This window comes from Streptomyces sp. NPDC090741 (assembly GCF_044769045.1).
Classification (GTDB): Bacteria; Actinomycetota; Actinomycetes; order Streptomycetales; family Streptomycetaceae; genus Streptomyces.
This window is the reverse complement of record NZ_JBIVXF010000034.1, coordinates 1-24,722: the sequence shown is the minus strand read 5'-3', so window position 1 is coordinate 24,722 and position 24,722 is coordinate 1. Positions and strand designations below refer to the sequence as shown.

Below are 24,722 nucleotides of genomic sequence, written 5' to 3'. Positions count from 1 at the left end.
GAGCTGGTGGTGCTCTCCACCGTCCTGCAGGGGGTCGCCCTGCTGCTGGCTCTGCCGGTCGCGTCGAGCCTGCCGTACGGCTGGGCCGGTGTCACGACCCTCGCCGCCGCTGAGCTGCTCGCCCTCGGCATCGCCCTGCAACCGCTCTGGTCGCGACGCCGGGCCGCGACCGCCTAGTATTCGGCTACAGATCGTGATCTTGATCGTTTTCGGCAGAGTTTTCCGGGGTTCGTGCGGGGGCGTGCTGTCCTGAGGCTGTCCGAGCAGGAACCATGCACGGGTGAGCATCATCATCAAGTTCTTCAGCGCCCTCGACGACACCTCAGCGGCAAGCATCGTGGACAGCGGGCCGGGCGGAGCCTTCGGCTCACTGAGCTGCGGCAACTTCGATGCTTCCGAATGTGATGACAACGAACGATCAAGCGGTGGCCGCAGGTCACAGCGTAGACCCGGCCCGATGGCAGGACGCATTCGAGGGCCTGATGAACCGGATCGCGGGTCGCTTCGCGCGCGTGGAGCCCTGTCGGCGAGTCAAGCGGTTGGTACTCGGCCTTCTGTCGGACCTCCTTCGCAAGAACTGCTGGACGATCGCCGAATGGGTCGGGGAGTCCACGCCGAACGCTATGCACCACCTGCTCAGCCGGGCCAAGTGGGACGCCGACGCTGTCCGTGACGACGTGCGGGGCTACGTGGTGGAACACCTGCACGACGAGCGGGCGGTGCTGGTGGTCGACGAGACCGGCGACGTGAAGAAGGGCGTCGGCACGGTCGGCGTGCAGCGCCAGTACACCGGCACCGCTGGCAGGATCGAGAATGCCCAGGTTGCCGTTTACATGGTCTGCGCCGGTCGGCGCGGGCACGCCGCGGTGGACCGGGAGTTGTACGTCCCGCGCTCCTGGACCTCCGACCCCGGCCGCTGTCGCACCGCCGGGCTCGGCGAGGACACCGTTTTCGCCACCAAGCCGGAACTGGCCACCGGCTCAGTTGGTCCGACTGGCGACGCCGACACCAGGCCCGATCCAAGGCCAGCCACTGTCAGCGGCAAGCCGCTGATGCATGAAGATCACGATCTACAGCCGGAGTACCAGGACGGCGAAGGGGCGTTCGGGACGGCGGGCCTTGCGCCGCAGCTCGACAGCGATGTTCTTGGCTCCGGTGAGTCGGAGAGCGCCGTTGGAGAGGTTGCGGCAACTGGCCATCGCCCGGGGCGCGTTGCGGGTCCGTCGGGTCCGCACCCGAGAGGTTTCCTCCGCGAACGTGGTGTCCCTGAAATGATGCAAGGCTCCACCGCCCGGTGATCGCGGGCGAACCGGGCGATCACCTTGGCATCGGCCTGCTCGGCGGTGACGGCGTACACCGTCTCGATCATGGCCGTCCCGGTCTTGCGGTCGGTGCGTTGGCCGCCAGATCTGGACGGCCTGGCGGGCGCCGGGGAAGTGCGGGTTTTTGACGGTGGCGACCTTGATGCGCCGGATCTCGCCGCGTCCGTGACGCTGCTCTGTCGTGCGGTCCTGAGCGGGATCAGTTTCCAGGGCAAGGCCCTCACTGCGCAGCTCTGCTGTTGCCCTTGACGATGATGATGACGATGTAGTGGGCGCCGCGACCGCGCAGGTAGTCGGCGTGGTCGACTTGCGTGTGCAGGGCGTCCCTGGTCACCACGACGCCGGCGAGATCCGCGGCCGCGTCCAGCAGCGGCTCGAAGCAGCTAATCTCGTTGGTCTTCTCACCGACGTCGTGCTGGGCGAGCACCAGGCCGGTGGCGTGGTTGAGGGCGGCCAGCAGGTGGATATGGCGGCCCTTCGCCTTGGGCGCCGCGTAGGCTCTTGCTGTCTACCGCGACTCCTCTCACCTGGTCCTTCTTAGTGGGCGATGGACGGCGGTCGGCGAGCCGGCGGCCCACGGCGCCGTCGAGCGCGTCGCCGTCGACGCGGCCGGCGGGCGCCGCACCGTGGACTGCGTGGGCAGGGCCCGGCCCGGGCCGAGCGGGTCGAGGGGCACGCTGAGGTGTTCCGACAAGTGGGGTGGGTGTCAGTCAGACGTGCGAGCAGTCACGGCAGCTCTGCGGCGTTGGTCTCCTTCTGCTCGCGTGGCTGGTCAAGGGCGGCCGGGAGCGGCGGCGATGCGGCAGCAGGCACGGTTTCCAGGCGGATCACGGAACGTCCCCTCCCCCATATCGTTATCGAAGAACATCAAATCATCAAAACCGAAGATGATTCGCACCTGGTCGGCCCCGAATCCGTCCGTGGTTTCCCAGCACTTTAGCCCCAGCAATTGGAACGTGGCCATGCTCTAGCCTTCCCTTCCGCCTGGCTTTCAGATCGAATATCTCCAGCAGGTTCGCGGGTTTTGGGTACGCCAGTGTTATCCGAAATCCGGACGGATGCTCACATGGGAGCCCCACTTTCATGATTCTGCCGTGATGTCAGTCATGCAACTCGGATGCATTGAGATTCTTCGGGCTGGCCACCGATCGGCGACGGTCCGTGACGCGCAACGAGCGAGGCCCCCGAGCTGCTGATCGAGATGTCTGACGTCTCAGTTACGTTGCTCGGGGGCCTCGCTCGCCATCCTGCCGCACCCGACCTACCGCATACGCTGGTGGAGAGCACACCCGCATCTCCGTACTTCTGGGACGGGTTGGGTGAGCGCTGGCGGCGCGGGTGTCGCCTCGCTGGGATACCGGGATGCAAACCTGGACCGGGGAGTGCAGAGTCACTGTCGTGACTCTGATGGACATACTCGTTGACTTCTCATGCACTGGCCAGGTCGGGCGGCTCCACTGCGGCATGTCCCTAGCTGAGGCTGAAGACCTCCTCGGCCCCGGCCGCCCGCACCCGGCCCACCTCATGAGGCCCGGTATCGACGGGTACCCCTATTCCTGGGGCAGCCTGCGGCTGGACATCACTCAGCAGGCTGTCAGTGGTATCTGCATCGGCCTATTCCCAGGTTCGACCGCCAAACTTCCACCACTGGTGCTGCCTGATTCCGAGTCCTTCGAACCAACCATCCTCCGTGAGGAGCTGATCACTGCCCTCGACAGTGCAGGCTGCGAGCATGCGGTCAACAGCAACCTCACCTTCGGAAAGCAGTCGAGCATCCTTACCCAGCCTGCTGACGTTTGTGTGGTCTTCAGCTTGCCGAGACGCGACAACGCCGTTCCGCACCGCGATCGGCATTACCTCAGCGTGATCCACAAGAACGTGGCTTGACGTCGCTGATCTGCCTGAACCCGTGTCCTCCTGCAGGCGTAGTCATCACGGAAGCGTGGTCACAGCCCCGAATCCCCAAGCCTGCTCGCCTTCCCCACTTGGTTGCGCAATCAACGAGGGGCCGGATTCGCCCGCCAGTCGAGGGGTCGGACCGCTTCTCCCCACCCGATGGGCCCTGCACAACGGGACGTGGGAGATAGGCGCCGACTCCTCCCCGGCCAGATCCGCAAAGCCCGGCATACACGCTCAAGGGAATCGCCGACCAGATCACGGCCCCGGCCCTGCTGTCATGTTGGACTGGCTCGACACCGCGCTCGCCTCCACTGACACAGCACCACGACTGACCCCGCCGATCTCCGGAGAGTTTCGAGATGAAGATCCTCATTACCGGTGCAACCGGTTACATCGGAGGAGCCGCCGCCGAGGCGCTCCTCGCCCGCGGCCACCACGTCATTGCCCTGGTCCGCTCCCCGCGGTCGGCGAACACGGTGCGCGGCCGCGGTCTGGAACCGGTCCGCGGCGACTTCAGCGACCCTGCCAGCCTGCATACCGCCATCACCGACAGCCGTCCGGATGCCGTCGTCAGCACCGCGAGCCTCGGGGCCTCCCAAGGCGACAACGCCGCGACCTTCGCACGCGACAGGGACGCGGTCCTCGCCATGCAGCAGGCCCTCGCCGGGTCCGGCGCAGCCCTCATCTTCACCAGCGGCTCAGCCGTCTTCGGTACCTTCAACGCCGGCCACGCCGCCCAAGCGGTGTACGCCGAAGACTCCCGCGCGCCCCTACCCAGGGCCACCCTCGCACCGCCCGGCACCCGTGTGCCTGCAGTGATCGTCGCTGGCTTCGCCGAAGCCATGGCCGCACGCGTCGAAACAGAGCAGACCGTGCTCACCGACGCACAGGTACGCGGCATCGTCGTACGGCCCGGCCTCGTCTACGGCCTAGGGGGCAACTCCGACATCGCCTTCCTCATCGCGCGCGCCCGAGCCCGCGGACGCGCCGGCCACTGGGGGCCCGGCGAAACCACCCAAAGTTTCGTCCACGTCGAAGACCTCGCCGAGCTCTACTGCCTGGCCGTCGAACACGCGCCCCCGGGCGCCGTCCTGCACGCGACGACCGACGATGTCACCCAACGGGAACTCGGGCGAGTCGTCAGCCGGATGCTCGGCGCCGGCGACCACACCGACTCCCTGACCCTCGCCGACATGCTCGACATGAACACCACCACGCGGCTGGGTCTCTCCCTCGCAGGAAGACTTCCCCCACCCCTGCGCCGCAGCATCGCCAGTCACTTCACACCACCGGCGAGCTTTGGATCAGCCATCAGCATGTCTGTGAACAAACGGCTGTCCTCCGACAAAACCCGCGAGCTGACCGGCTGGAGGCCAAGCCGGCTGGACATCCTCCATGACATCGAACACGGCTCCTACGCGGCCTGAGTCCGACCGCACCTATCCCATACGGCCCGACCGAGTTCGTTGCGATAAGCTTGACGTTTAACGTCCGGCCTGAACTTGCTCAGTACAATTCGTCGAGTTGGTCAACGAGGGACCGCAGCTCGCGAGCTCGAGGTCGGGACATGCCGAGTATCACGGCTTCTAGCAACTTCCGGGCGTTGAAGGGGCTGCCGCAGCATTGCCACACGCCGCAGCTGCCGTCCTCGTATTCGATCCAGAGTCTGCGGTACGGATTGTGTACGAGGTCGCGCCACATCCTGACGGCGTCGGCCGTGTCGCCGACGTGCAGGTAGTTCCGGCTGGTCTCGACCCTGGCGACTTCGGCGTGAGCTGGCGAGGACAGGCCAGGGATGCGTGGTCGGTAGGTGAGCTGGTCCCGCAGGTGCTGCCCCGCGCGGACTTGCCCTGGCCGCTTACGCGGCATGGGCCTTTCTGTGGAAGTTCATGGGGTGATATTGCCAGAGGAGACCATGCCATGGCACATCACTTGCGGCTCAGCTGGTGCGTCGCGGCTTCGTCCCCTTCTTGCGGTGGGCGGGTGGGACATATACATCGCCGGTGGCGAGTACCCGGCCCACGTCATGACGAGTAGCTGGGCGGCGGTTCTTCGAGCCGAGCGGGCGGCCGGGGCCGGGCCGGGTGGGTTTCGGTGCACCGGCTGGAGTGCCCGTCTTCGTCCGCAGGTTCCTGAACCCGCGGCGAACTCGAGCCGGGGTGAGGCAGCTGCCCCCCCCGACAGTGAACCTGCGCCGAGCGTCACCGAAGTTGGACCGAGGGCCCATTGTCAGTGGAGTGCGCTTTCCTGGCCGTCATGGAGCTCACGCAATCGACGCTTAACGACCTGCTGGACCGGATCGCCGCCCCGAGTGGGTCTCTGCACCTGTCACTGGACACCGACCCGCAAATGCTCGTAGACAGGCTGGCCGACCGTTACGGAGCACCACGGACCCTGGTCTTGGACGGCTTCACGGACCCGACCCTGGACGAGTCCCGTGGCGCGGCTCTTCTCGCTGTCCTCGAAGGCCGGGGCGAGACGATTCGCGCATGGGCGTACGGAGGTCAGTGGATCGGCGCCGGGACCGCTCGGGACGCGCAAGGGGTCGTCCGGCCGGTGCTGGCGGCCGCGCCGCGGCGGGTACAGGTGCCGGCTACAGGGGGGACCGGCCGGGACGAGGACTGGGTTGAGAGGCTTATCGCCATCACCGCCTGGACCTCGCCCCCACAGCGGCCGGACGTCGACTGGGCGCAGATCGAGGCGGAGGTGGGCACGCGCCTTCCCGGCGACTACAAACGCATGGTGGAGACATTCGGGGAAGGCGCCTTCGATGGATACCTCACCCTGAACCAGGAGCCGTGGACCCACCTCCGCGAGGACGGCCTGCTCATCTGGGCAGGCACCGAGCACGAGAACCTGTACTGCTGGCAGACCGACGACAGCACCGACCCAGACCGCTGGTCTGTCGCCATCCGGACCTTCGACGACGACTTCGCCCCCTTCGACTGCTCGGCTGCGGAGTTCATCTGCCGCATCCTCCTCGACCCGCACCACCCGTTCACGATGGCCCACTACTTCGACACCCACTGGTTCATGAACTACCGCGAGAACGAGTAACCCGACCCTGCCGCCATCGGTTACGTGGGCCCGGTGAGTGCGCTGTGCCCGGTTCATCCGGGCGCAGCGGCGGACGGGCCAGCAGCCAGTCCAACTTCGATGGCAAACGGTCCAGGTTCATTGTCGGGGGACAGCGGGGGTGTGCCGCAGGTCACTTCGGCGCGGGTTGCGGGGCTAGGGGGTCGGCGGTGTAGCGCATGTGCGAGTTTCGCCAGTCGCTGCTCTGACCTGCGGTTATGTCGGACTTGCGGGGCTAACCCTCTCCTGTTCGAAAGTGCGGATCGCGTCTTCAGTCGGAGGCGTGATCCGCGTTTTCACGTAAGGAGTCGTCTGTCATGAGCACGACGGAATCGGGTGGGGAGTCGGCGGGCGACGAGTCCGGGCGGGAGCCGGCCGAGCGGTCCGGGGAGCCGGCGTCGCCCCGTCGGTGGCCTGGCGGTCGGCGGCTGGTGGGCCGGGTGGTCGAGGCGCTCGCCGTCGAGGCGGCGCAGGCCGTGGTGTCCGCGTGGGCGCCGGAGTGGTCGGACGCGGTGCAATTCCTGATCGAGGTTGTACGGGTCGCCTTACGGCTCCGCCGGGGCCGGGGTGGGCGTCCGCGCGGTTAGCCGAGCCTGCGGGTTCCCGGGTCGCGTGGGCGGCCCGGAGCCCGGGGGTGTCGCCGGGGTGGTGGCGCCCCCGGATCTGTGGCCGGTCGGGGGTGTCGCGGTTCACCCGTACGGGTGGCGTTGGGGCCTCGCGTACGCGTAGGCGGCTTGTGCAGTGTGCGTCCAACTCGCCCCGGAATCACGGCTATTGGCAGCAATCTCATGGTTCGTCATGGTTTGGGCGCGGTCCGAGGGCCGGGCCGGGTGATGTGCGTTTGGGGTGTGTTTCGCGATGAGTGTGCGGCGTGAGGTCTACGACGAGTACGCGGCTGCGGGCCGGCTGCGGGTGCCGGTGGCGGCGTGGCGGTGGGCGGCCGGTTCCGGGCTGGTTCCGCCGGCGGACGCCGGCCGCCGGGAGTGGTCGAGGGCGGTGGTGGAGGCCGCCGACCCCGAGGCGGTCCGCGCGGCGCTGCGGGGCCCGATGGGCGCCGGGGTGGCGGCGGACCGCCTCACGCAGGCCCTGGGCGTACCGCTGCCGCTGCGGCGGCCGAGGGTGAGCGCATCGGCGGTCGGCCGCCTCGTCCGGGCCGGCCGGTGCATCGGTCTGCATGACCAGCACCATCACCGTCCACGACCGACCTCAGCAGCGACCGGCAGATACCTGAGGGAGCGTCAGTTCTGAGCGTCGGACGACAAGGCGTACGCGGTCTCACGCGATCCCGTCTCCTCGCAATCGAACATCGAGGTAACGCTCGGCGACGACTCCCCAAGATCTGTGCCAGAACCGAGAACGGGAGTCGCTTGTCGACGACTTTGGGAGTCACTTCGTGCGCTGCCGCCGCGATCGATATCGATAAGTTCGGGAGTCACTCGCGGCCAGCCTGGAGGTCGAGGCGTGTTTCCTGGCAACCTCATATGCAACCGGCCAGCCCGTTGCGGGCATGTACAGCGGCATGAAAGATTCGTTGGAGGAACGGCGCAAGCGGGCCCGGCGCATGCACGGGGTACGACGCTGCGCAGCAACCGGGCTGGTAGTACTCGCTGTTGCTGCACTGCTGGTTGGCCTGCCCTGGTTGGTTTGGAAGGGCCCCTACGTGCTCGACTCGAAGTACATCGACACCAAGGAGATCGGGAAGGGCGCAGGATCGGCGGCTCTGGTCACGGGCTTACGCAACGCACTGGTGGCATGTGTGGCCGCCCTTGGAGCTGGCATTGCCTTGCTCTACACCGCCCGCACTTACCGTCTCACCCGCCGAGGCCAGGTGACCGAGCGTTTCAACAAGGCCTTGGAACGCCTCGGATCCGACGAGATCTACGTGCGCATTGGCGGCATCCTTGTCCTGGAACAGATTGTCCAAGATGCCCCCGAACAGGCCACCGACGCCGCGCACGTGCTTGGCCACTTCATCCGCCGGCGCACCCCCCGGGCTTTGCATGCAGTTGGAGATGAGGGCAGCGAGCAGGTGCAGAGCCTGCCCGCAGGGCTTGAAGCAGACGTGCAGAGCGCGCTGACTGCCCTCACCCGCCGCGAGTCCCGCACTCACGTCGGCCCACGCGAGACCTTGGATCTCAGCGGCCTGAACCTCGCCGGCGCTCGCCTAGAGTTCGCTGACCTCACTGATGCCAACCTGGAGGGGGCGGACCTAACCTATACCGACCTGCGGCGGGCGGACCTCACCGATGCGATCCTGTATCGGGCGAACCTCACCAAGTCCTATTTGTACAAGGCGAACCTCACCGACGCCTATCTGTGCGGGGCGGACCTCACCGATGCCAACCTGGCTGAGGCCAACCTCACCGGCGCCAACCTGCACCGGGCGGAAACCAATCTCACCCGCGCCCAGCTGGTCAGCGCGGACCTCACCAACGCCGTCATGTGGGAGACGAATCTCACCGAAGCCAATCTGTCTAGGGCCGACCTGGAGGGGGCCGACCTCACAAGGACCGATATGCGGACGGTGGTAGGTCTGACCCAGGAACAGTTGGCTGGGGCGATCACGGACGACGCGACGATTCTGTCGCCTGAGCTCGCGTCGGCGAGCGCGCCTGATCTGTCGACGGCGTAGCCCGGTGGGACCAGGCCGCAACTGTGGTCGTCAGGCAAGGTTCGGGTGACTCCCGTTCTCGTGAACACAGCCTATTCGCGTTAGCGTGCGGCTCCCAATGACGTGTCGAAACGACGTCGCTACTCAGGTTCTGGCTCAACTTCTGTGGTGATGGATCGACGCTCAGTTCATCGGTACGCTGAACGATGGAGACCAGCAGGTCAGTGCGTTGGTCCGGCGCGGGTACGAGCGCGCACGGCGCAGCTCCACAGAAGTTGAGCCAGAACCGCTACTCACATACACAGCCAGTGGTGCGCACCGAGTGGACGGTGGTGCGCACCGGGTGGATGCGCACCACCGCACCAGTGCGCATCCACCCGCACGGTGGTGCGGTCACCCGCGCAGGGTCACCCCGGAGTCCACCGCCACACGGGCCCGCTCCACGTACTCATGGCGGAGCACCTCCAGGGCACGGACGACGTCTTTCGGTTCGTCGGCAAGGATCTGCCCGACGAAGTGCGCGATGGTGCGGGCGATCCCGGGAGCGGCGGAGGCCGGGGTGGCCGTGGCCCAATCCCTGACGGCCATGAGGTAGAGCACGCCGACCTCGTCCAGGGCGATGGAGTCGGCGCAGGGCTCGGTGTCGTCGGACAGCGCGGTCACGGGGAAGACGACCAGTTCTGCGATGGCCGGCAGCAGACCCGACAGCCGCTCCACCTCCGGTGCGAGCCGTGCCGCCGCAACGGCGTCTCCGGCCTCCACGGACAGGACGTAGTCGAAGCCCAGCTGAACCAGGTGCGGCGGCAGGGAGAAGGCAGTGGGGGACATGGGCAGCTCCTGACGTACGGTCGCCGTGCCGATCATGGCGACGTCCCGACAGCTTCCGGTCGGGAGCCTGTGGACAGCGGCCGGAGATCTCTCCTCCCCTCGGAAACGGACAAACCCTGCGGTCAAGGGGCCTTACCGGACCAATGCAGTTGCTTTAAGGCCGGGGACGCTGCTCCAGCTGGCTCGTCATGTCGCTGGGGTGCGGCGGAGAGCCGCATGTCGTCGCCGATGGCCTTCGGCCAAGCTCGACCCTTCGCTTGGCCTGTACGAGCATCGGCACACAGCCCTTTGGGTCATGTGAACCAATATTGGTCGCGCATTCGAATCGGATGACCGTTCCTGCATTCCCCTCTCCTCGATCGAGTCCTCGATGATCCGGGCACGCCCTGGATCAGGCGCAGGGCCCAACTGGTAGAGGAGTGTGTTCGATGGTTTCGTGGAAATCCCGGCCCCCATGGTGATCGGTATCGCCGCGGTGGTGGCCGCTCTCGGCTTCGGCACGGGTATGGCCGTGGCGGGACCCTCGTTGGCGGAGGCGAACTCGCCCTACGCGCGTGTCTCGGCGGTGGTCCGCGCCGATGCGACCGTCGAGCGGTCCAAGGGAGTCTCCTGGGTTCGCAAGGTGGATGTGGGTCGTTACTGCGTGAAGCTCTCTGACCCGGATGTGCGGTTGACCGAGTCCGTGCCGGTGGCGGCGCCGCTGGCGGAATCAGCGCCCATCGGCGCCCAGGCCCTGGTGGCGAGTCGCCCCAGCCCGTACTGCGGGAATACCGCCGACGAGGTCTACGTCGGCACGGGAACCGAGGCGAACCAGGGCCGTGATCTGCCCTTCGCCCTCCTGATCCCGTAGCGCCGGAAACGCCCGCCCCGGGCCCCGGCCCCGCACCTCGAACTCCCCATCACCCCGGACAGGAGAGACACCCGTGCGCACCACTACGTCCATTCCGCTCGTCACCACGATCACGTTCTCACTCGCCTTCGGTGCCGCCGGCACCGCCGTAGCCGATGACCCCCCGGTCCCGCTGATCGCCCCGTACACCCAGGCCGCCGCCGAGGTGGATGCCGCCGGGACCCTGCTCAAGGCGAAGAACGTCGATGAGGTGAGCAGGCCGTTCACCGGGGTGTACTGCGTCCACGTCTCAGACCCCCGGATCAACCTGGCCCGAAGCGCCCCGACCGGCACGCTCCAAGGGTTCCCGGCCCGTGGCGGGTCGATTCGCGTCGAGGTCGAACCAAGCACCGGCTGCGGTGAGGAGGAGAACACCCTGACGGTGTTGATCTCCAACGCGGCAGGCAGCCCGGCGAACGCCCAGTTCTACGTGACGATCCAATGAGCGGACACCGCTGAGCCCCAGCCGCCACCAGATCTTCCGATGTGGCAGCTCTTGGCACCTGTGAGCAGCGATAACGGTTCGTTGCTCACAGGTCCGGCCACAGGCCGGACTGACAGCCCTCTTCTGCGGTCAGTCCTCCGCTCCTCGTAGTCCTCACCGCCGCTCCAGGGCAGCGAGGGACTGTGCAGTTCGGCGCCGTACACGGTGATCGTGGGCCTGCCCGTGAAGGCCACCGTGGCCGGCGGCCGCGGTCCGGCCAGGGCGAGGCGGGCGAGGCTGACCTCGTCTTCGTCGGGGTGGGTCAAGTGAGCGTCCTTTCTGCTGGTCAGGGAGTCGTCGCCGCGCAGCGAGGTGAAGCCGACGTCCAGATGCGGGTCGTACGCTGGACGCCGAGTTCGAGCAGTCTTAGGCGGCCGGTGACGGGGTCGGGGACGGTTTGAGCACGGGTCTCCCCGCCCGCCGGTTGGTCTTGGCCTTCTTGGTCTGATTGAGGACCCAGCGGCCCGGCTCGACCGCCCCCCGTTTGGCGCGGGTCCGCAGCACGGGCCAACGGTTGGGCTTCTTGATCGCCCGTGGGCAGTTCCGGTTCCGGCGGGCTGGGAGCAAGCGGCTGCCTGCCTCTTGCCCAGCCTCGGTGAGGGAGCGGGTGAGCTTGGCCGTAGTGGCTCCAAGCTGGGACGGAACGCTTCGGCGGATGATGCGGACGCACTTGAGGTAGGAGACCCGGTCCGCGTCCACGACGGGGCCAGCGAGGGCTGAGGCGTGGGCGAACCGGCGGATCGCGTGGTGGACGGCGAGGTAGGCCCACAGCTCCTGCCGGACGCCTTCCGGCGTGCGGGACGGGATCGGCCCGCCGGGGCCGAAGTGGTTCTTGATCTCGTCGAAGGCCAGCTCGATCTCCCAGCGTTCCCGGTAGAGCGCGATCAGCTCGGCCGCCGGGTACTGCTCGGGATCCAGCAGTGTCGTGCCGAGGAAGGCGACTTTGTCGTCCTTCGTGAAGGTGATGACGCGGTAGATCGTGTGTTTGGGCAGGGTCTGGCCTTCTCTGCTCGCCCTGAGCCGGACTTCCTTGCCCGGACGGGCCATCGACAGGTAGGAGCCGTCAGGAAGCTCCTCCTGGAGGGTGCCGAGGTGATTGGACTGGAGCCGGACCAGGAGGTCCGCGCCGGTCAAGGTGAAGGTGTGGGCGAACTCGACCGACCAGAAGCCGCGGTCGGCGATGACCAGGTCCCCGGAACTGGTGGAGCCGGCCAGCGTGTAGGCAAGGCTCCGTTCGCCGTCACGGTAGCCGCCGAGGCGGGCATCAAGCACTCCGTGCGTTCCGATCTCGGCAAGGACCACCGCCCTCACCTGGGGGAACCCGAAGGGGAGGCCCCCCGTAGTAGAAGGACCGTCGAAGGTGTCGCCGTTGCTCACTGAGTCGGGAAGGTCGAACTGGGTGCCGTCCAGAGCGAGCAGCCGTAGCCCTCGCCACCATGCCCCGGGTGTGTCCGGAGTGGCGAGCGGACCGGCCACCTCTCTGAACAGGGTCTCCAGCACGTCCTCGCCGATCCGGGACCGAGCTCGGCATAACGAGGACCGGTTCACCCTGGCCAGCGCCCGGCTGCCCGGTATGCCGCTGGTCAGCACACGCAGTACCTCCTCGTACGACTCCCGGGCGAACAGACACAGGGCCAGGACGAAGTACACGACCAGCCGCGCCGGTAGGAGGCGGCGCCGCTGCTCGGCTCGGCCGTGCTTGGCTATCGCCGCGTCGACCAGCTCGACGGTGAACACCTTCGTCAGAATCCCGATCCGCACCCGCCGCCCTGCTCCCCACCCCGTCACACCCAGGGCAACGGCCTCCGCAGCTCAAAAGCAACTGCATTGGCCTTACCGGACCCCCTTGACCAGCGCCCCACTCGACGCTGGGTCCGCCCACTGACGAGCAATGCTCATGACCTGTGGATCGGCCTCGGGCTGGACGCGAAGGGCGTACCTTCCCGAGTGATCGACTTCTGGTCATCGAGTAGGCCGACGTTGCACCGTCGGCTGGGAAGGCACGCCCGTGCTGAGCGTAGAGAATGCCGGTGGAACGGCCGAGAGCGGCTCCCTGATCGACGAGATCGTTCGCGAGGGTGCGAGGCGGATGCTGGCCACCGCCCTGGAGGCTGAAGTCAACGCCTATATAGCCGAGTTGGCTGACCAGCGCGGGGAGAGCGGGCACCGCTTGGTCGTCCGCAACGGCTACCAGCCGAGGAAGGTCACGACCGCAGCCGGGGTGGTCGAGGTGAAAGCCCCGCGGGTGAACGACAAGCGCGTCGACGAGGCCACCGGCGAGCGCAAGCGGTTCTCCTCGGCCATCCTGCCGCCGTGGTGCCGCAAGTCCCCGAAGATCAGCGAGGTTCTGCCCCTGCTCTATCTCCACGGCCTGTCGTCCGGCGACTTCGTGCCCGCGCTGGAGCAGTTCCTCGGCTCGACAGCCGGCCTGTCGGCAGCGACGGTCACCCGCCTCACCCAGCAGTGGCAGGCCGACCACCAGGCATTCGGCGAACGCGATTTGTCCACCTGTGACTACGTCTACGTGTGGGCCGACGGCATCCACCTGCGCATACGTTTGCGGGAGGCGAAGTCATGCGTGCTCGTGCTGATGGGCGTACGTGTGGACGGCACCAAGGAGCTGATCGCCATGGTCGACGGCTACCGTGAATCAGCTGACTCCTGGGCGGATCTGCTGCGTGACTGTGCGAGGCGCGGGATGCGTGCTCCCGTCCTCGCGGTCGGAGATGGGGCGCTCGGATTCTGGAAGGCCCTGTCGGAGGTCTTCCCTGAGGCCCGGCATCAAAGGTGCTGGGTTCACAAGATCGCCAACGTCGCGAACGCTCTGCCGAAGTCAGCGCAGCCCGGGGCCAAGAAGGCCCTGCAGGAGATCTACAACGCCGAGGACCGCGATCACGCGCTCAAGGCCGTCGCAGCGTTCGACAGGACCTACGGGACGAAGTTCCCCAAGGCGGTGAAGAAGATCACCGATGACGTCGACGAGCTGCTGGCGTTCTACGACTTCCCCGCCGAGCACTGGATCCACCTGCGCACCACGAACCCCATCGAGTCGACCTTTGCGACTGTCCGTCTGCGTACGAAGGTCACCAAGGGTGCTGGCAGTGCGGCCGCCGCGCTGGCGATGGTGTTCAAGCTGGTCGAATCCGCCCAGGCCCGGTGGCGGGCCGTGAACGCTCCCCACCTCGTCGCCCTCGTCCGTGCCGGAGCCCGGTTCGAACGAGGGCAGCTCATCGAGCGCACCGAGGGCCTCTCGGCCTGATCTTCGGACCGCGGGGGCCGGGCGACGCGGGTTACTGCTTGAGCCTGGTGCGCAGGGCCTCGATGAACCAGGTAAACACCGGCGTCAGGGTCGGCTGGATGGGCCATCCGTTGATGACGGCGAGGAGGTGCCAATAGCGTTCCGCGCGGCCATCGTTGGCGATCTCCAGGCGTGTCAGCAGCCAGCGGCGCAGTTCGGTGTCGTCGGCGCGGTCGAAGACCTGGGCGTAGCGGGCGGTGAGGGCGTCGATGACGGGGGTTGCCCCGGCGGAGACGGGGTCGATGTCGGCGGTGAGGGCGCGGCCGACCTGGTCGCGGACTGTTTGGGTGAGGTCGTGGTGCAGACCAGTGGTGTCGCCTTGGGCACGTTCGGCTGCCTGGTGCTCGGCCATCCGGCGTACTGCGGCGCGGAATTCCGGATCCTGGGTGAGTTCGGCGAGTTCCGCCCAGGCGTCGACCTGATCAGGTTCGGGGTCTTCCGGCAGCTCGGGCATGGCCGAGCGCATCATCTCCACGAAGTCGGGGTTGGCGTCCAGGCCCCCGAAGGTGTCGTCGATGAAGTCGTTGATGAGACGCCGGCGTTCGTCGTCGGAGAGTCTTGCGAGCTTGTGCATGAGGTCCATTTCCTCCGGGCTGGAGCCCCGCTTGGCTACCGCTCGTAGCACCGCGCGCCGCAGGCGCAGGGTGCGGATCTGTACGTCCAGAGCGTCGGCATGCGCGGCCGCGACCTCGGGTACCGAGATCTCCCGGTCCAGCACCTGCCGGATGACGGCAAGATCGAGTCCCAGATCACGCAATGTCCGCACTAGATCCAGACGCGCGAGCGCATCGATGTCGTAGAGCCGGTAGCCAGCCGGGCTGCGGTCAGTCGACGGCACGATTCCGGTGTCGGAGTAAAACCGTATGGCCTTCACCGTCAGCCCGGTCCTCCGGGCCAACGCCCCGATCGTGTAAAGCGTGTCGCCGTCCATGCCCCCACCCTGGTGTCTCCCCTTACGGGAGACTCAAGTCCATCCTTCAGGAGCCCCAGTCAACCCCGGGTGTGGGCTTCTCCACCCAATCCACAGGTCTTGACAATTACTCCATCTCCCGGGGGGGGGGGGGGGGGGGGAACCTCACTGTTCATCCAGCTCGCTGGGTACGTCGGCCACGTCAGCGGCACACTGAACATGCCCGAGTCGGACCGTGCGGAACTGGAGCGCGTCGCCCAGGACCTCCACGCCGAGGCGACCTTGCCGAATCCCGAACCGGGCCGCCTGCGGCAGTTCGCCACCCAGATGAAGGACCAGCTCATGCAGGCCGGCACCACCATCGCGGCCACGATGGGCGTCCAGATGGCTGACCAGGCTCTCGCATCCCTCATGTAGCCGCGCCGTACAACCGCTACGGGCCCCGGGGATGTCGTGACATCCCCGGGGCCCGATGTATGCGATCGACCTCGTTCACGGGGGCCCGCAAGGACTCTCTCCTACGGGCAGTTCCGTCAATGCGACAGGAGCTCCCTCGGACCGACCCGAAGGCCCATGTGCGCGGCGATACGGGCCTTCGCGTGCCGAAGATGGGAACGAACCGTGACCTCGTTCACCCCAGCATCGGGGTTGTCGGGTTCAAAGGACTGGAGCCCGCGCCCGGCACGGCATCGGCTCCGGAGCGGCCGTCAGCCGCGGCGGACCGGTCTCCTGCCTCGACGCGGGCGCTCGACCCGCGGCAATCACGCCTACCTGCGCAAACGCGGTATCAAGGCAGTCATCCCGGAGAAGAAGGACCAAGCCGCCAACCGGATGAAGAAGGGCAGCGGGGGCGGTCGGCCCGTCAGCCACGACACCGACCTCTACAAGGAACGGAACACCGTCGAGCGCCTGATCAACAAGCTGAAGGCGTGGCGAGGCATCGCCACCCGCCATGACAAGACTCCGGAAAGCCACCTCAGCCGGACTCCACCTCCGCGCCTCAATGATCTGGATCGACGACCTCCTCAAAGCCACCGACTGATCACGACATCACACAGGCCCTCAACGAAGCCAGCTCCGGTGATGTGGATCTGGTGTTGTCAGGGGTTTGGGTGCGAGTCCTGGGTGGTGGTGTTGGTTGTTCCCTGGCTGTGGAAGGTGTTGTTCGTGGTGCTGTTGTATGTCGGCAGGGTGCCGCTGAGGTTGAGGTTGGTGGGCAGGAACGAACCGTTCCCAGTGCCGCCGTTCCCGGTGCCACCGTTCCCGTTCCCGGTGCCGCCGTTCCCATTGCAGGTTCCGCCGGTGATGGAGGCCTGGTCACTGGATCTGGCGCTGAGGCCGCCTCCGGCCTGCTCGACGATGGTGGCGGTGTTGGTGACGGTGCAGGGAGCGTTGTCAGCCACGTTGACGATGATCGCGACAATGAAGTCGGCGTCGGGAGGCAGGGAATCGATGTTACAGGTGAGCACGGTGTCCGTGGCGTGCACGCCACAGGAGCCAAAGGGCCCGCGGGTGTAGAAATCCTCGATTGTGAGGCCTTGGGGGAGGACGTCGGTCATCACCGTTGCGCCGATGGCCGCGGCCTGATCGTTATTGCTGATCACGATCCGGTAGAACCCTTGCCCGCCTCGGGGGAAGTCCCCCGCGTGGGTTTTCGTAATGCCCAGGTTGCCCTGGGCGTATGCGGGTGTGGCCCCGATGGCGAGGGGCAGGGCGGCGCCCAGGGCCAGAACGGTGGCAGCGGCAGAGGCACGCCGCCTCAAAGTGTGGGTAAGCAAGGCCATGGTGGGTCACTCCTGCTCGTGCGACGGTCTTCCGTGGCGGGCGCCGATGACGCGAACGCGACATCGGACCCTTGCACTGACAACAACGGACGTTCAGGGGACCTGATCAAGGGGGTGAGCGGAGATTTCACCCGATTGCCGGAGGCGGCCGGCGCGAAGGGAGGCGGCCTTGAGAAGGAGCTGAAGTGACGAGCTGGCAGGACCGCAAGCCGGTCGGAGACGCCCACGAGCAGCGCGTCGCTGCCGCGCTGCGTCAACACGGCTGGACCGTTCAACTCTGCGGCCAGGGAACCTACCCACCCACCATCCAACGAGCCCTGATCCGCACCCGCTCCGCCTTGCGCCAGTTCCCCGACCTCATCGCCGCCCGAGGAAGCGAACTCATCACCATCGACGCCAAAGACCGCATGCCCAGCACCCACTCCGACCGCTACGCGATCAGCACCGCCACCCTCAACGCCGGTCTCCTCCTCACCGCCGCCCACGCACCAACCCCGCTCTACTACGTCTTCGGGGACATGAAGGTCCTTACGCCCGCCGAAGTTCTTCACTACGCCCAACACGCCCTCCGCCACCACAGCGGCGCCTACCACCTTGTCCGTACCGATCGAGCCCACTCCTTCGACCAGGTCTTCGGCAGCGCCGCCGCCCGAGCGGCCTGACAGACATCGGCCACTTGGCCCGACCGCGGTTCTCGGCTCGGCCGCGTGGCGGAGGCTGCCGCTGCTGTTCATGGTCTTGGCCGGGTTCGGGCCTGGGCGGGGAGGGTCCCGCGAGGCTGAGGGTCTTGTGCGCACGGGCGCTTGACGCACTTACTTCGGCAGCGGGCGTCGCCGCACACGGACCCCCCGCGCAGAAAACACGAGAGCCCCCGTCCTCCTGGTCGCGGAGGCGGGGGCGCTGCGGTGTGCGAGGTCTGGCAGCGTCAGGTCTGGCACTGCGAGGTCGCCGCGCTGGACCAGTTCGACCAGGCGCCCCCCGCCGGCCTCACGTGGACGCGGATCGTGATTTTGACCGGGCCACAGATGCGGGTGGAGGTGGCGATGGCGATCGGGCCGACCGTGGAACGCCGCTGCACGATGGTCCGGCCGCTGCCCATTTTCATCCAGTCGTCGCCGTCCTTCGCGGAGCTCGGGTCGATGGACGCGGTCACGGCCCACGTCGATGCTCTCCGCCGCCCCCACCCCGAGCGCACAATGGCTCTGGGCGACGGACGGGTCGCTCGAACCTTCGGGCACCCGCCCGCCGACCCGCTCCCTGCGGCGGCCCTGATGGCCCTCACCGTGGCGATCCTCGACGACCCGAGTGGACACCACACCCTAGTGCCGCTCCTGTCCGCCCTGCCGTCGACGAGCACCGCCCACATCCGGTTCCGACAGCACGCCCCCCACTGCTCACCCACGATGACCGCGGTGCTCCGCGGAAGCGTCCGGCCCCCCCACAAAGCCGTTGGGCAGCCAGGCGAACCCCAGCGCGGTGAGCTCGGCGGCTTTGGCCTGCTCCCGCTCGGCCAGCGTCCACCGGGCCGGGTCGTACTGCACCCGCACCACCTCCCCGCTGTCCGGGCCACCCGGGCGTCCGCACTCGACTTCCCGGATGTGGCTCTGCCAGGCCAGCGCCTTCTCCCGCGCCGCGGCGGGGGCCGTCTCGAACAACCCCCACTGCGGCACTGGCCGAACCTGCTCGGCCTGCTCGCCGGCCAGCTTGAAGGCAGGGTCGGCGAACAGATGCCCGGCGAGCACCACGGCACTGCTTCCGTCGTCGCCGGCCAGGTGCACGCATTGCCCGGCCAGCGCCACGACCTGCCACCGCGCACCGCCGAAGTCGATGTACGCGCCGACCGCTACGACGGGCCGTCCGCCGCGCGGCGCGGTCATGGCACCTCCCGGAACCGGCCGCCGCCGGCCTCATGGTGCGGACCGGCGGCCGTAGGGACTTCGGATGACGGGAGGGTGCCTGCCTGGACCAGGATGCGTTCGTGCAGCGGCTTGTCCAGGGGAACGTGCAGGTGTCCGTGCCACAGGGCGTGGAAGGCGGCGGGGAGGACTTCGATGGGGTCGCCGACCGCTTCGATGCCTTCGATCAGTGGCCGCGGGCAGGCGAAGGCTTCCAGGAGGGCGGCAGTGAGGGCGGGGCGGACCTGGTTGCGGGGGTGCCGGTAGCCGGCGAGCCACCGCAGATTGGCCGCCAGCAACTCATCGAGCGGGTCCAGGCGCAGGTAGCTCCAGCCGACCTGCTCACACGCCCGCTCCATCATCACGGCGGCAGCCAGTGCCCGATCTCCTCCCCCCGAAGGGTGGCCGGGGCAGTCGGCGAGCAGCGCGGTCCCGTCCGCACGCCGGGCGAAGAGCTGCGGAGTCCACGATCGCCCCCGCCCCTGTTCATCGTGCCACTGCAGCCGCACGGGCCGCCCGGCAAGACCAACGACGTCCGGGTCACGGTCCAGGACCATCAGCTGGGCTCGCATCGCGTTCGACCCGGAGGCGACATGGTGCCCGGTGGTCGCCGACCACCACAGCCCCGGTCCCCAGCGTCTGCCGGGGACCACCGGGAACGCGGAGACCGGTTCAAGTTCCTCGAACGCGACGGTCACCGCCGCATCCACCCACCGCTGCACCACGGCCTGCCCGCCAAACCCGGCGAACGCCACCTCGAATACGGACCACCCTGAGGCCGCACTCGGCTGCGCACCGCCCGTGTCTGCCACGCTCGTCACGGGACCGAGCCAACTACCTCAACCAGCAGTTTGGGCCGGTTTGCGTGTTCTGCTCGTGTGGGAGGCCCTGATGCGGTAGCCGCGTCGGCTACACCCCCCTCGTGGGCGTCCGCCTACTCGTCGCTCTCGTCCGCGGTGAGGGTGTCGTTGTTGAGGCCTGCCCATTGCTCGACGTCGTGGAGAGCGACGCCCGCGTTCACTGCTGCGAGCGCTGTTTCCCGCAGGGCCTGGTCGAGCAGGTCGATGGAGTGGGTGAGTCGCTGGAGGAGAAGAAGGGCGGCGTCGGCGGTGCGGCCCTGGCGCGCGCCGCGCAGCTGGAGCAGTTCCTCTTGGGCGGCCTCGATGAGGTTGGTGATGAACATGCGCTGCTCGGGCGGCACGGTGGAGCGCCAGTTCGTACCGGATCCGCCCGCGCTCTTCTCCCGTGTCTGCTCACGGAGCAGGGCTGCCATGGTGTGCGGCTGCTGATCGGCCCTGACCCTCCACGGACCGGCGTCGTAGGGATCAACCGCCGCCGTATGCCGTCGCCGACGGATAATGGCGGCCTGCCACGAGACCAGCGGTCCACCGTCCTTCGCGATCAGCGGCCCAAGCCAGGGCCTCCCACCAGCTCTCCGAGACGCCGCCCAAACTGGCCGTCCCCGGGCCGCGGCCGCGGACCTTCCCAACCACTGTCGGCCCACACCAGCTCCTCGGCGGCCGGATCCAGCAGCGCACCAGCCACGCCGACCACCTCGGGGAAGACCACCACCTCCCGCCCCAGGGCACGCCACCGGGCGACGTCACCCCCATCCTCGCCGCCGACGACCTGCTGCAGACGGCGGGGCCAGATCTCTTCCTGCTCCCAGACAAGAGACTGCTCCCACCACCGGCACACCACCGCCCGCGCGAGTCCGAACACCTCGCCCGGGTCCACCCCTGCCCGCCGAGCACGACGCTCCACCACAGCCCAGCGTCGCTGCGCCGCGACGACCTCAGGACTGCCACTCAGAGAGAGGTTCTCCAGGGGCTGGTCGGCGTCAGCGTCCAACAGCCACCGTCCATGCCGCCCGCACACCCGCTCACACCGCTCGGCATAACGGACCACCCGCACGTCCAGCCCCGTACGCCGCGCCGCGCACAGCCGACAGCCGAATGCCACTGGACGTACAACGGCGCCGCCAACGCGCCAGAGGGCCAGAGGGGCGCCTGTGGTGTCCGGGACGGAGAGCTCGGCCCCTTCGTTGTCCCAGGATGGCAGCGCGCGTCCGAGTGTCTCCTCGGATGCTCCAGACAGTCCCGCCAGCACGGTCCGGCCGGCTGGACTGAGCAGAACTTCTGCGTCTGCGCGTAGCGCGCCGCCGGGGTGGCGGGGCTGGTGGTTCTTCCACTGCCAGTGCCCCAGCATGGAGCCGGGCGTCTGTCCGTAGCGGGTGGCGACCCGGGAGAGCAGTGACCAGGTTGTCTCGTCGGCAATGGGTGCGACGCGGAATGGCCTGGTCCGCTGCACGGTAGGTTCGTGGAGCACTGCGAGCATGCCGACTCGATGCCCAACCTGCCCGCGAATAACGCCCTTTGGTGTGTGGCCTTGGCTTCTCCGGATTCGTGGGTGCGGCTCGCCATCTGTGGGTAGGGTTGGCTTCAGCTGAGTCCGGGTCTTCGTTCGTAGCGGAGGCACCAGCCGGCCCATCCACGCTTCTTTCACCGTCCGGGGACACGTTCGTACCGTGTCCACCAGCGGTTTCCCTGCCGTGTCTGCGAGTGCCGCTATTTTGGTGCGCGCGGAGCACTCTCCCCTTTAGGAGTTCCGCGATGGCTTCATCGCTTTCCGCTGCCCGGGCTATCGACTTCCTGTGCGAACACACGCTGAGCAAGAGCCGGGTGATGGCCCTGCTGGCTCATGACAACGGCCCAAGCTCCCTGACCGCTGTCCTGACCTGCAAGGACCCCGACCACGCATACGAGGCTGCCGGTATCCTCCGCCGAGTCCTCGCCTGCCGCGACGTCAGTACTGTCGAGGATGAGCTGAAGGCCCTTACGGCCGAGATGCCGGACGCCCCGGCCAGCTCGCTGCGCCAAGCCGTCGGCCAGGCCGCGAGTGGTAACTGGAGTGCAGACCCCAGCACGCTGTTCGTAGTGCCGGAACCAGAGCCGGACCCCTCCGAGGAGGACCCTGTCAACGGCGCGGTCCGCGGTCCCGCAGGCCACCCGAAGCTGCAGGACCTCCCGGGCAAGGTGGTGCGGATTTCCCACCTGTACGAGTTCCACGTTACGGACGAGGACGCTCTCCTGCGTGCCGCGGTAGCACGTGGATGGGAGCCGTTGCCGGCGTCCGAGCTGGGCGATGACGATCCCCGGGATCTGATCGGGGCTGTGTTGACCCTCACCGAGGATCCGGACGTTGCCGGCACCGAGACACTCGAAGACCAGAGCTCTGCGGAGCTCCTCAGCCTCGAAGACGGGGACGAGTTGGCCGACTGGAGCAGGCGACCGATCATCACTCGGTTCACTCACGGATGGCGCCTGCGAGAGCAGCGCACCAGGCCGGCGAGCGAGAGCGAGACCCCGAACTTTGCCGCGCTCTTCGAGACGCAGGCCTGCCCCTGCAAGGGGGAGGACGAGGACTGCGAGGAGTGCGGATGGCAGCTGACGCCCCGTACCGCTGACCTGCTCCACACGGCGCTAGTGGTCCTCGCGGACCAGGCTTACGACGACGCGGAACGTCTTGGAGACCAGTTTCTGTCGGACTCTGACTCCGCGACGTGGGAGGTCTTCGACCGGCTGCCGCCGCTTACGTGGACGGCCGACCACCGCTGGCGGCGACGGATGGCACGCGCCTTCGATGACCTGGCCGGGGATCTCGCCAAGGGAAACTGGCCCAATCCCACCTGCACCGCCGAGGAGATGGCCCTGCACCTGGCCATCGAGAACGCTCCGATGTACCTGGAAGACCGGGAGGAGGAAGACGATCACAGCTCCCTCCCGGAACACGAGGACGACTACAGCTGGGACAGCTGCTCCGATCTCCTGTTCCAAGACCACGACGTCCTGATGCTCTTCCACACGAAGTTCAGCGGGATCGAGGACCCGGAGCACCCCATGAACCAGTCCATGGGCATCGGCGACCTCAGGGAAGCAGCCTGGTTCACCGCCTTCGACAACCGCAGCATCAGGGACCCCCGGCGTGGCTTCCGACGGTAGACCACAGAGGGCTGCGCAGGTTGGTTGAGCATTGCGCAGGTTCGCTGATCCATGGCAGCGACAACAAGGGGCACTCACTCGCCGCAGCCGTCTAAGCCCAAAGTCTATCCGAATATCAAAATGAAGCATGCGGAGGATCCAGGCTCAGCTTTGCTGAGCCTGGCCGGGCGTAGCGAGGCGGCTCGCTACGCCGCGCGGGCGGAACCCGCTCCGGTCGTCTGTAGCCAGCTCTTCATGGCCCGTGCCGTGGCTGGCCCTGTGTGGCCGGCTCCCGTGGGTCGAGTGTTGGTGGTTCAGTCTTCGACGCGTATCCAGGTGTCGCCGCCGCGGAGCCATATGGTGCCGTCGCGGCCTTGTGCGCAGCGCATGACTACCGGCCCCGGCATGCGCAGCCTCTCCTGGGTGGTGATCACCCAGGAGTCGTCGACGAGCTCCGCGCGGCTCAGTTCGACGTCGGGGCGGTTGTGGAACCGGTGGGTGAGGATCATCCGGGTGCCGCGGACCGCGATGCCATCGGTGTCCTTGAGGGGATTTCTGCAGCTGGTGATGGAGCCGGTACTGGGCTCGACCCGGGACAGGAAGGCGCCTTCGTGGCTATACCAGGCGAGCCAGACAACGTCTTCCTCGGTGGCGGCCGCGCTTCCGCCGAGGGGCCATACGGGGAGCCGCCCCTCGGGGCTCCAGGTGTGGGCGCCGTCGGTGTTCCAAGATGCCAGGCCGGCGCTGCTCTCCGGATGGTCGCCGTAGATGCCCTCGTCGCCGTACGAGGTCCAGATGCCGCCGTTGCGGTCGGTGATGATGTAGTCGATGTCGTCGCCGATACAGAAGTGACTCACCGGGCATCCCCCGGGGGAGTACACAACCGCGTTCCTCTCCCAGATCCCGTCCTGGTTTCGGAGTGTGCGGCCTGACGCCAGCAGAAACCGTGACCACGAGAGCAAAGCCAGGTGGCTGGTCCACGGAGTTATGCCGGTTACGGGTGTCCGGTGTTCCACCCCGTCCGCGACCACGACCAATATGCCGTCACACGGAGCCGTCACGCTCCATCCGACCCATCCCTTGATGTACGGGGAACGGCGCAGGTTCCGTTCATGGACCAGCATCACCGCGAGTTCACTGCTCGGCCCGACACTCCACCACAGGGCCCGCCATCCAGCTCGGGCATCTTCGTGAGGCAAGCTCCATACGACGGGCAGTTCGCCAACAGTCATCGGCATTTACCTTTTGGACTCCAGACCCCAACGGCGCCCGAAGAGACCCACGTTACCGGGCGGCGCCTGCAGAAGCTCGCCTACCCCCCTTGCCCGGTGCACTGAGCAGGCCGGCAAAGGAATCTTGGCTGCTGGCAGCGGTGCGCTGTCTTTGCCCTGCTAGCCGCCCGCGGAGCGGGCTGGTCCTGGAGGCGGAGCCGGAAGGGCCTTGGGGGTGGGAGCGGAGCGGACACCCCAACGAGCCGAAGGCTCGGATCCCTGAAACGGGGTCATCCAGGCCCGCGAAGCGGGCCGTTCGGGTGGAGCGCAGCGGAACCCGAACAGCCCGGAGCGAAGCGTAGGACACCGGCCCGAAGGGCCGGCCTTGACCCGGCGAAGCCGGGCTTCGCCGAGCGAAGCGAGGCGTTTCACGTCTCCGGAGCGAAGCGGAGGAGCCAGGCGCCGAAGGCGCCTGGCCGAGCGCAGCGAGGCCGGTCTCTCCTGAGCGCGCAGCGCTCAGGTACCCGCTCCGCGGG

The 24,722-nt window shown here is 67.6% G+C and carries 24 protein-coding genes and 3 pseudogenes; 14 read left to right on the top strand and 13 right to left on the bottom strand.

Annotation, left to right across the window (positions count from 1 at the left end):
- Positions 1-482: 482 nt before the first annotated feature.
- Positions 483-1,013, top strand: a pseudogene (locus ACIQU4_RS41900) (IS701 family transposase); the annotation flags it as partial.
- A 529-nt stretch (positions 1,014-1,542) separates the two neighbouring features.
- Here ACIQU4_RS41900 and ACIQU4_RS41895 read toward each other — a convergent pair.
- Positions 1,543-1,749: a transposase gene (locus ACIQU4_RS41895; protein ID WP_403743082.1), complete on the bottom strand. Its 207-nt coding sequence runs from the start codon at positions 1,747-1,749 to the stop codon at positions 1,543-1,545.
- A gap of 345 nt (positions 1,750-2,094) precedes the next feature.
- A complete protein-coding gene (locus tag ACIQU4_RS41890) occupies positions 2,095-2,286 on the bottom strand; it encodes a hypothetical protein (protein ID WP_403743080.1) in 192 nt (63 codons plus the stop codon).
- A gap of 443 nt (positions 2,287-2,729) precedes the next feature.
- Between ACIQU4_RS41890 and ACIQU4_RS41885 the strand changes: the two genes are divergently transcribed.
- The gene (locus tag ACIQU4_RS41885) at positions 2,730-3,209 is read left to right on the top strand and encodes a hypothetical protein (RefSeq protein ID WP_403743085.1); all 480 of its coding nucleotides are present in this window, start codon (positions 2,730-2,732) and stop codon (positions 3,207-3,209) included.
- A gap of 371 nt (positions 3,210-3,580) precedes the next feature.
- On the top strand, positions 3,581-4,648 hold the full coding sequence (locus ACIQU4_RS41880) for an NAD-dependent epimerase/dehydratase family protein (RefSeq protein WP_403743077.1): 1,068 nt from the start codon (positions 3,581-3,583) through the stop codon (positions 4,646-4,648).
- 512 nt (positions 4,649-5,160) lie between these two features.
- On the opposite strand, the pseudogene ACIQU4_RS41875 reads toward ACIQU4_RS41880, so the two are convergent.
- Positions 5,161-5,385: pseudogene (locus ACIQU4_RS41875) on the bottom strand (transposase); the annotation flags it as partial.
- 92 nt (positions 5,386-5,477) lie between these two features.
- Between ACIQU4_RS41875 and ACIQU4_RS41870 the strand changes: the two are divergent.
- The 4 genes from ACIQU4_RS41870 (at position 5,478) to ACIQU4_RS41855 (ending at position 8,928) form a co-directional block, all read left to right on the top strand.
- Positions 5,478-6,278: a hypothetical protein gene (locus ACIQU4_RS41870; protein WP_403743074.1), complete on the top strand. Its 801-nt coding sequence runs from the start codon at positions 5,478-5,480 to the stop codon at positions 6,276-6,278.
- 335 nt (positions 6,279-6,613) lie between these two features.
- Positions 6,614-6,883, top strand: coding sequence for a hypothetical protein (locus ACIQU4_RS41865; protein ID WP_403743071.1), 270 nt, complete (start codon positions 6,614-6,616; stop codon positions 6,881-6,883).
- Positions 6,884-7,154: 271 nt separating this feature from the next.
- Entirely contained in the window at positions 7,155-7,544 is a 390-nt protein-coding gene (locus tag ACIQU4_RS41860) for a hypothetical protein (RefSeq protein WP_403743068.1), read from the top strand.
- Positions 7,545-7,803: 259 nt separating this feature from the next.
- Entirely contained in the window at positions 7,804-8,928 is a 1,125-nt protein-coding gene (locus ACIQU4_RS41855; RefSeq protein WP_403743065.1) for a pentapeptide repeat-containing protein, read from the top strand.
- 372 nt (positions 8,929-9,300) lie between these two features.
- On the opposite strand, the gene ACIQU4_RS41850 is transcribed toward ACIQU4_RS41855, so the two are convergent.
- Positions 9,301-9,735 (bottom strand): hypothetical protein, encoded by a 435-nt coding sequence (locus tag ACIQU4_RS41850; protein ID WP_403743062.1) that lies wholly within the window; start codon positions 9,733-9,735, stop codon positions 9,301-9,303.
- 421 nt (positions 9,736-10,156) lie between these two features.
- Here ACIQU4_RS41850 and ACIQU4_RS41845 point away from each other — a divergent pair, with 421 nt between their 5' ends.
- Both ACIQU4_RS41845 and ACIQU4_RS41840 read left to right on the top strand, forming a co-directional pair.
- A complete protein-coding gene (locus ACIQU4_RS41845; RefSeq protein WP_403743059.1) occupies positions 10,157-10,585 on the top strand; it encodes a hypothetical protein in 429 nt (142 codons plus the stop codon).
- A 73-nt stretch (positions 10,586-10,658) separates the two neighbouring features.
- On the top strand, positions 10,659-11,069 hold the full coding sequence (locus ACIQU4_RS41840; protein WP_403743056.1) for a hypothetical protein: 411 nt from the start codon (positions 10,659-10,661) through the stop codon (positions 11,067-11,069).
- A gap of 405 nt (positions 11,070-11,474) precedes the next feature.
- Here the strand turns inward: ACIQU4_RS41840 and ACIQU4_RS41835 are convergent, their stop codons facing one another.
- The gene (locus tag ACIQU4_RS41835; protein ID WP_403743053.1) at positions 11,475-12,869 is read right to left on the bottom strand and encodes an IS4 family transposase; all 1,395 of its coding nucleotides are present in this window, start codon (positions 12,867-12,869) and stop codon (positions 11,475-11,477) included.
- Between the two features lie 247 nt (positions 12,870-13,116).
- Between ACIQU4_RS41835 and ACIQU4_RS41830 the strand changes: the two genes are divergently transcribed.
- Positions 13,117-14,367 (top strand): IS256 family transposase, encoded by a 1,251-nt coding sequence (locus ACIQU4_RS41830; RefSeq protein ID WP_403743050.1) that lies wholly within the window; start codon positions 13,117-13,119, stop codon positions 14,365-14,367.
- A 31-nt stretch (positions 14,368-14,398) separates the two neighbouring features.
- On the opposite strand, the gene ACIQU4_RS41825 is transcribed toward ACIQU4_RS41830, so the two are convergent.
- Complete coding sequence (locus ACIQU4_RS41825; protein WP_403743048.1) at positions 14,399-15,337, bottom strand: MerR family transcriptional regulator; 939 nt, start codon at positions 15,335-15,337, stop codon at positions 14,399-14,401.
- Positions 15,338-15,535: 198 nt separating this feature from the next.
- Here ACIQU4_RS41825 and ACIQU4_RS41820 point away from each other — a divergent pair, with 198 nt between their 5' ends.
- Complete coding sequence (locus ACIQU4_RS41820) at positions 15,536-15,733, top strand: hypothetical protein (RefSeq protein ID WP_403743045.1); 198 nt, start codon at positions 15,536-15,538, stop codon at positions 15,731-15,733.
- Positions 15,734-16,063: 330 nt separating this feature from the next.
- Positions 16,064-16,358, top strand: a pseudogene (locus ACIQU4_RS41815) (IS5/IS1182 family transposase); the annotation flags it as partial.
- Between the two features lie 58 nt (positions 16,359-16,416).
- Here ACIQU4_RS41815 and ACIQU4_RS41810 read toward each other — a convergent pair.
- Positions 16,417-17,100: a hypothetical protein gene (locus ACIQU4_RS41810; RefSeq protein ID WP_403743042.1), complete on the bottom strand. Its 684-nt coding sequence runs from the start codon at positions 17,098-17,100 to the stop codon at positions 16,417-16,419.
- Positions 17,101-17,285: 185 nt separating this feature from the next.
- Here ACIQU4_RS41810 and ACIQU4_RS41805 point away from each other — a divergent pair, with 185 nt between their 5' ends.
- A complete protein-coding gene (locus ACIQU4_RS41805) occupies positions 17,286-17,762 on the top strand; it encodes a hypothetical protein (protein ID WP_403743040.1) in 477 nt (158 codons plus the stop codon).
- Between the two features lie 263 nt (positions 17,763-18,025).
- On the opposite strand, the gene ACIQU4_RS41800 is transcribed toward ACIQU4_RS41805, so the two are convergent.
- The 5 genes from ACIQU4_RS41800 to ACIQU4_RS41780 all read right to left on the bottom strand — a co-directional run bounded on the left by ACIQU4_RS41800 (position 18,026) and on the right by ACIQU4_RS41780 (position 20,846).
- On the bottom strand, positions 18,026-18,253 hold the full coding sequence (locus tag ACIQU4_RS41800; protein WP_403743038.1) for a hypothetical protein: 228 nt from the start codon (positions 18,251-18,253) through the stop codon (positions 18,026-18,028).
- A gap of 241 nt (positions 18,254-18,494) precedes the next feature.
- Positions 18,495-18,977: a hypothetical protein gene (locus ACIQU4_RS41795; RefSeq protein ID WP_403743035.1), complete on the bottom strand. Its 483-nt coding sequence runs from the start codon at positions 18,975-18,977 to the stop codon at positions 18,495-18,497.
- On the bottom strand, positions 18,974-19,816 hold the full coding sequence (locus ACIQU4_RS41790) for a TnsA-like heteromeric transposase endonuclease subunit (RefSeq protein ID WP_403743032.1): 843 nt from the start codon (positions 19,814-19,816) through the stop codon (positions 18,974-18,976). The genes ACIQU4_RS41795 and ACIQU4_RS41790 overlap by 4 nt, the downstream gene beginning before the upstream one ends.
- A gap of 113 nt (positions 19,817-19,929) precedes the next feature.
- The gene (locus tag ACIQU4_RS41785) at positions 19,930-20,268 is read right to left on the bottom strand and encodes a hypothetical protein (RefSeq protein ID WP_403743030.1); all 339 of its coding nucleotides are present in this window, start codon (positions 20,266-20,268) and stop codon (positions 19,930-19,932) included.
- A gap of 128 nt (positions 20,269-20,396) precedes the next feature.
- Positions 20,397-20,846 carry a hypothetical protein gene (locus tag ACIQU4_RS41780; protein WP_403743026.1) on the bottom strand — a complete coding sequence of 150 codons (450 nt, stop codon included), beginning with the start codon at positions 20,844-20,846 and terminating at the stop codon, positions 20,397-20,399.
- Between the two features lie 761 nt (positions 20,847-21,607).
- Here ACIQU4_RS41780 and ACIQU4_RS41775 point away from each other — a divergent pair.
- On the top strand, positions 21,608-22,996 hold the full coding sequence (locus ACIQU4_RS41775; protein WP_403743024.1) for a hypothetical protein: 1,389 nt from the start codon (positions 21,608-21,610) through the stop codon (positions 22,994-22,996).
- Positions 22,997-23,289: 293 nt separating this feature from the next.
- On the opposite strand, the gene ACIQU4_RS41770 is transcribed toward ACIQU4_RS41775, so the two are convergent.
- Positions 23,290-23,832, bottom strand: coding sequence for a hypothetical protein (locus ACIQU4_RS41770; RefSeq protein ID WP_403743021.1), 543 nt, complete (start codon positions 23,830-23,832; stop codon positions 23,290-23,292).
- Positions 23,833-24,722: the final 890 nt, after the last annotated feature.

Excerpts from the sequence above, each read along its gene's own strand:
- ACIQU4_RS41775 (WP_403743024.1), top strand. The coding sequence starts at position 21,608 with ATGGCTTCATCGCTTTCCGCTGCCCGGGCTATCGACTTCCTGTGCGAA.
- ACIQU4_RS41855 (WP_403743065.1), top strand. The coding sequence starts at position 7,804 with ATGTACAGCGGCATGAAAGATTCGTTGGAGGAACGGCGCAAGCGGGCC.
- ACIQU4_RS41870 (WP_403743074.1), top strand. The coding sequence starts at position 5,478 with ATGGAGCTCACGCAATCGACGCTTAACGACCTGCTGGACCGGATCGCC.
- ACIQU4_RS41890 (WP_403743080.1), bottom strand. The coding sequence starts at position 2,286 with ATGGCCACGTTCCAATTGCTGGGGCTAAAGTGCTGGGAAACCACGGAC.
- ACIQU4_RS41885 (WP_403743085.1), top strand. The coding sequence starts at position 2,730 with ATGGACATACTCGTTGACTTCTCATGCACTGGCCAGGTCGGGCGGCTC.
- ACIQU4_RS41810 (WP_403743042.1), bottom strand. The coding sequence starts at position 17,100 with ATGGCCTTGCTTACCCACACTTTGAGGCGGCGTGCCTCTGCCGCTGCC.
- ACIQU4_RS41820 (WP_403743045.1), top strand. The coding sequence starts at position 15,536 with ATGCCCGAGTCGGACCGTGCGGAACTGGAGCGCGTCGCCCAGGACCTC.
- ACIQU4_RS41795 (WP_403743035.1), bottom strand. The coding sequence starts at position 18,977 with ATGACCGCGCCGCGCGGCGGACGGCCCGTCGTAGCGGTCGGCGCGTAC.
- ACIQU4_RS41785 (WP_403743030.1), bottom strand. The coding sequence starts at position 20,268 with ATGGCAGCCCTGCTCCGTGAGCAGACACGGGAGAAGAGCGCGGGCGGA.
- ACIQU4_RS41850 (WP_403743062.1), bottom strand. The coding sequence starts at position 9,735 with ATGTCCCCCACTGCCTTCTCCCTGCCGCCGCACCTGGTTCAGCTGGGC.
- ACIQU4_RS41865 (WP_403743071.1), top strand. The coding sequence starts at position 6,614 with ATGAGCACGACGGAATCGGGTGGGGAGTCGGCGGGCGACGAGTCCGGG.
- ACIQU4_RS41825 (WP_403743048.1), bottom strand. The coding sequence starts at position 15,337 with ATGGACGGCGACACGCTTTACACGATCGGGGCGTTGGCCCGGAGGACC.
- ACIQU4_RS41860 (WP_403743068.1), top strand. The coding sequence starts at position 7,155 with ATGAGTGTGCGGCGTGAGGTCTACGACGAGTACGCGGCTGCGGGCCGG.
- ACIQU4_RS41880 (WP_403743077.1), top strand. The coding sequence starts at position 3,581 with ATGAAGATCCTCATTACCGGTGCAACCGGTTACATCGGAGGAGCCGCC.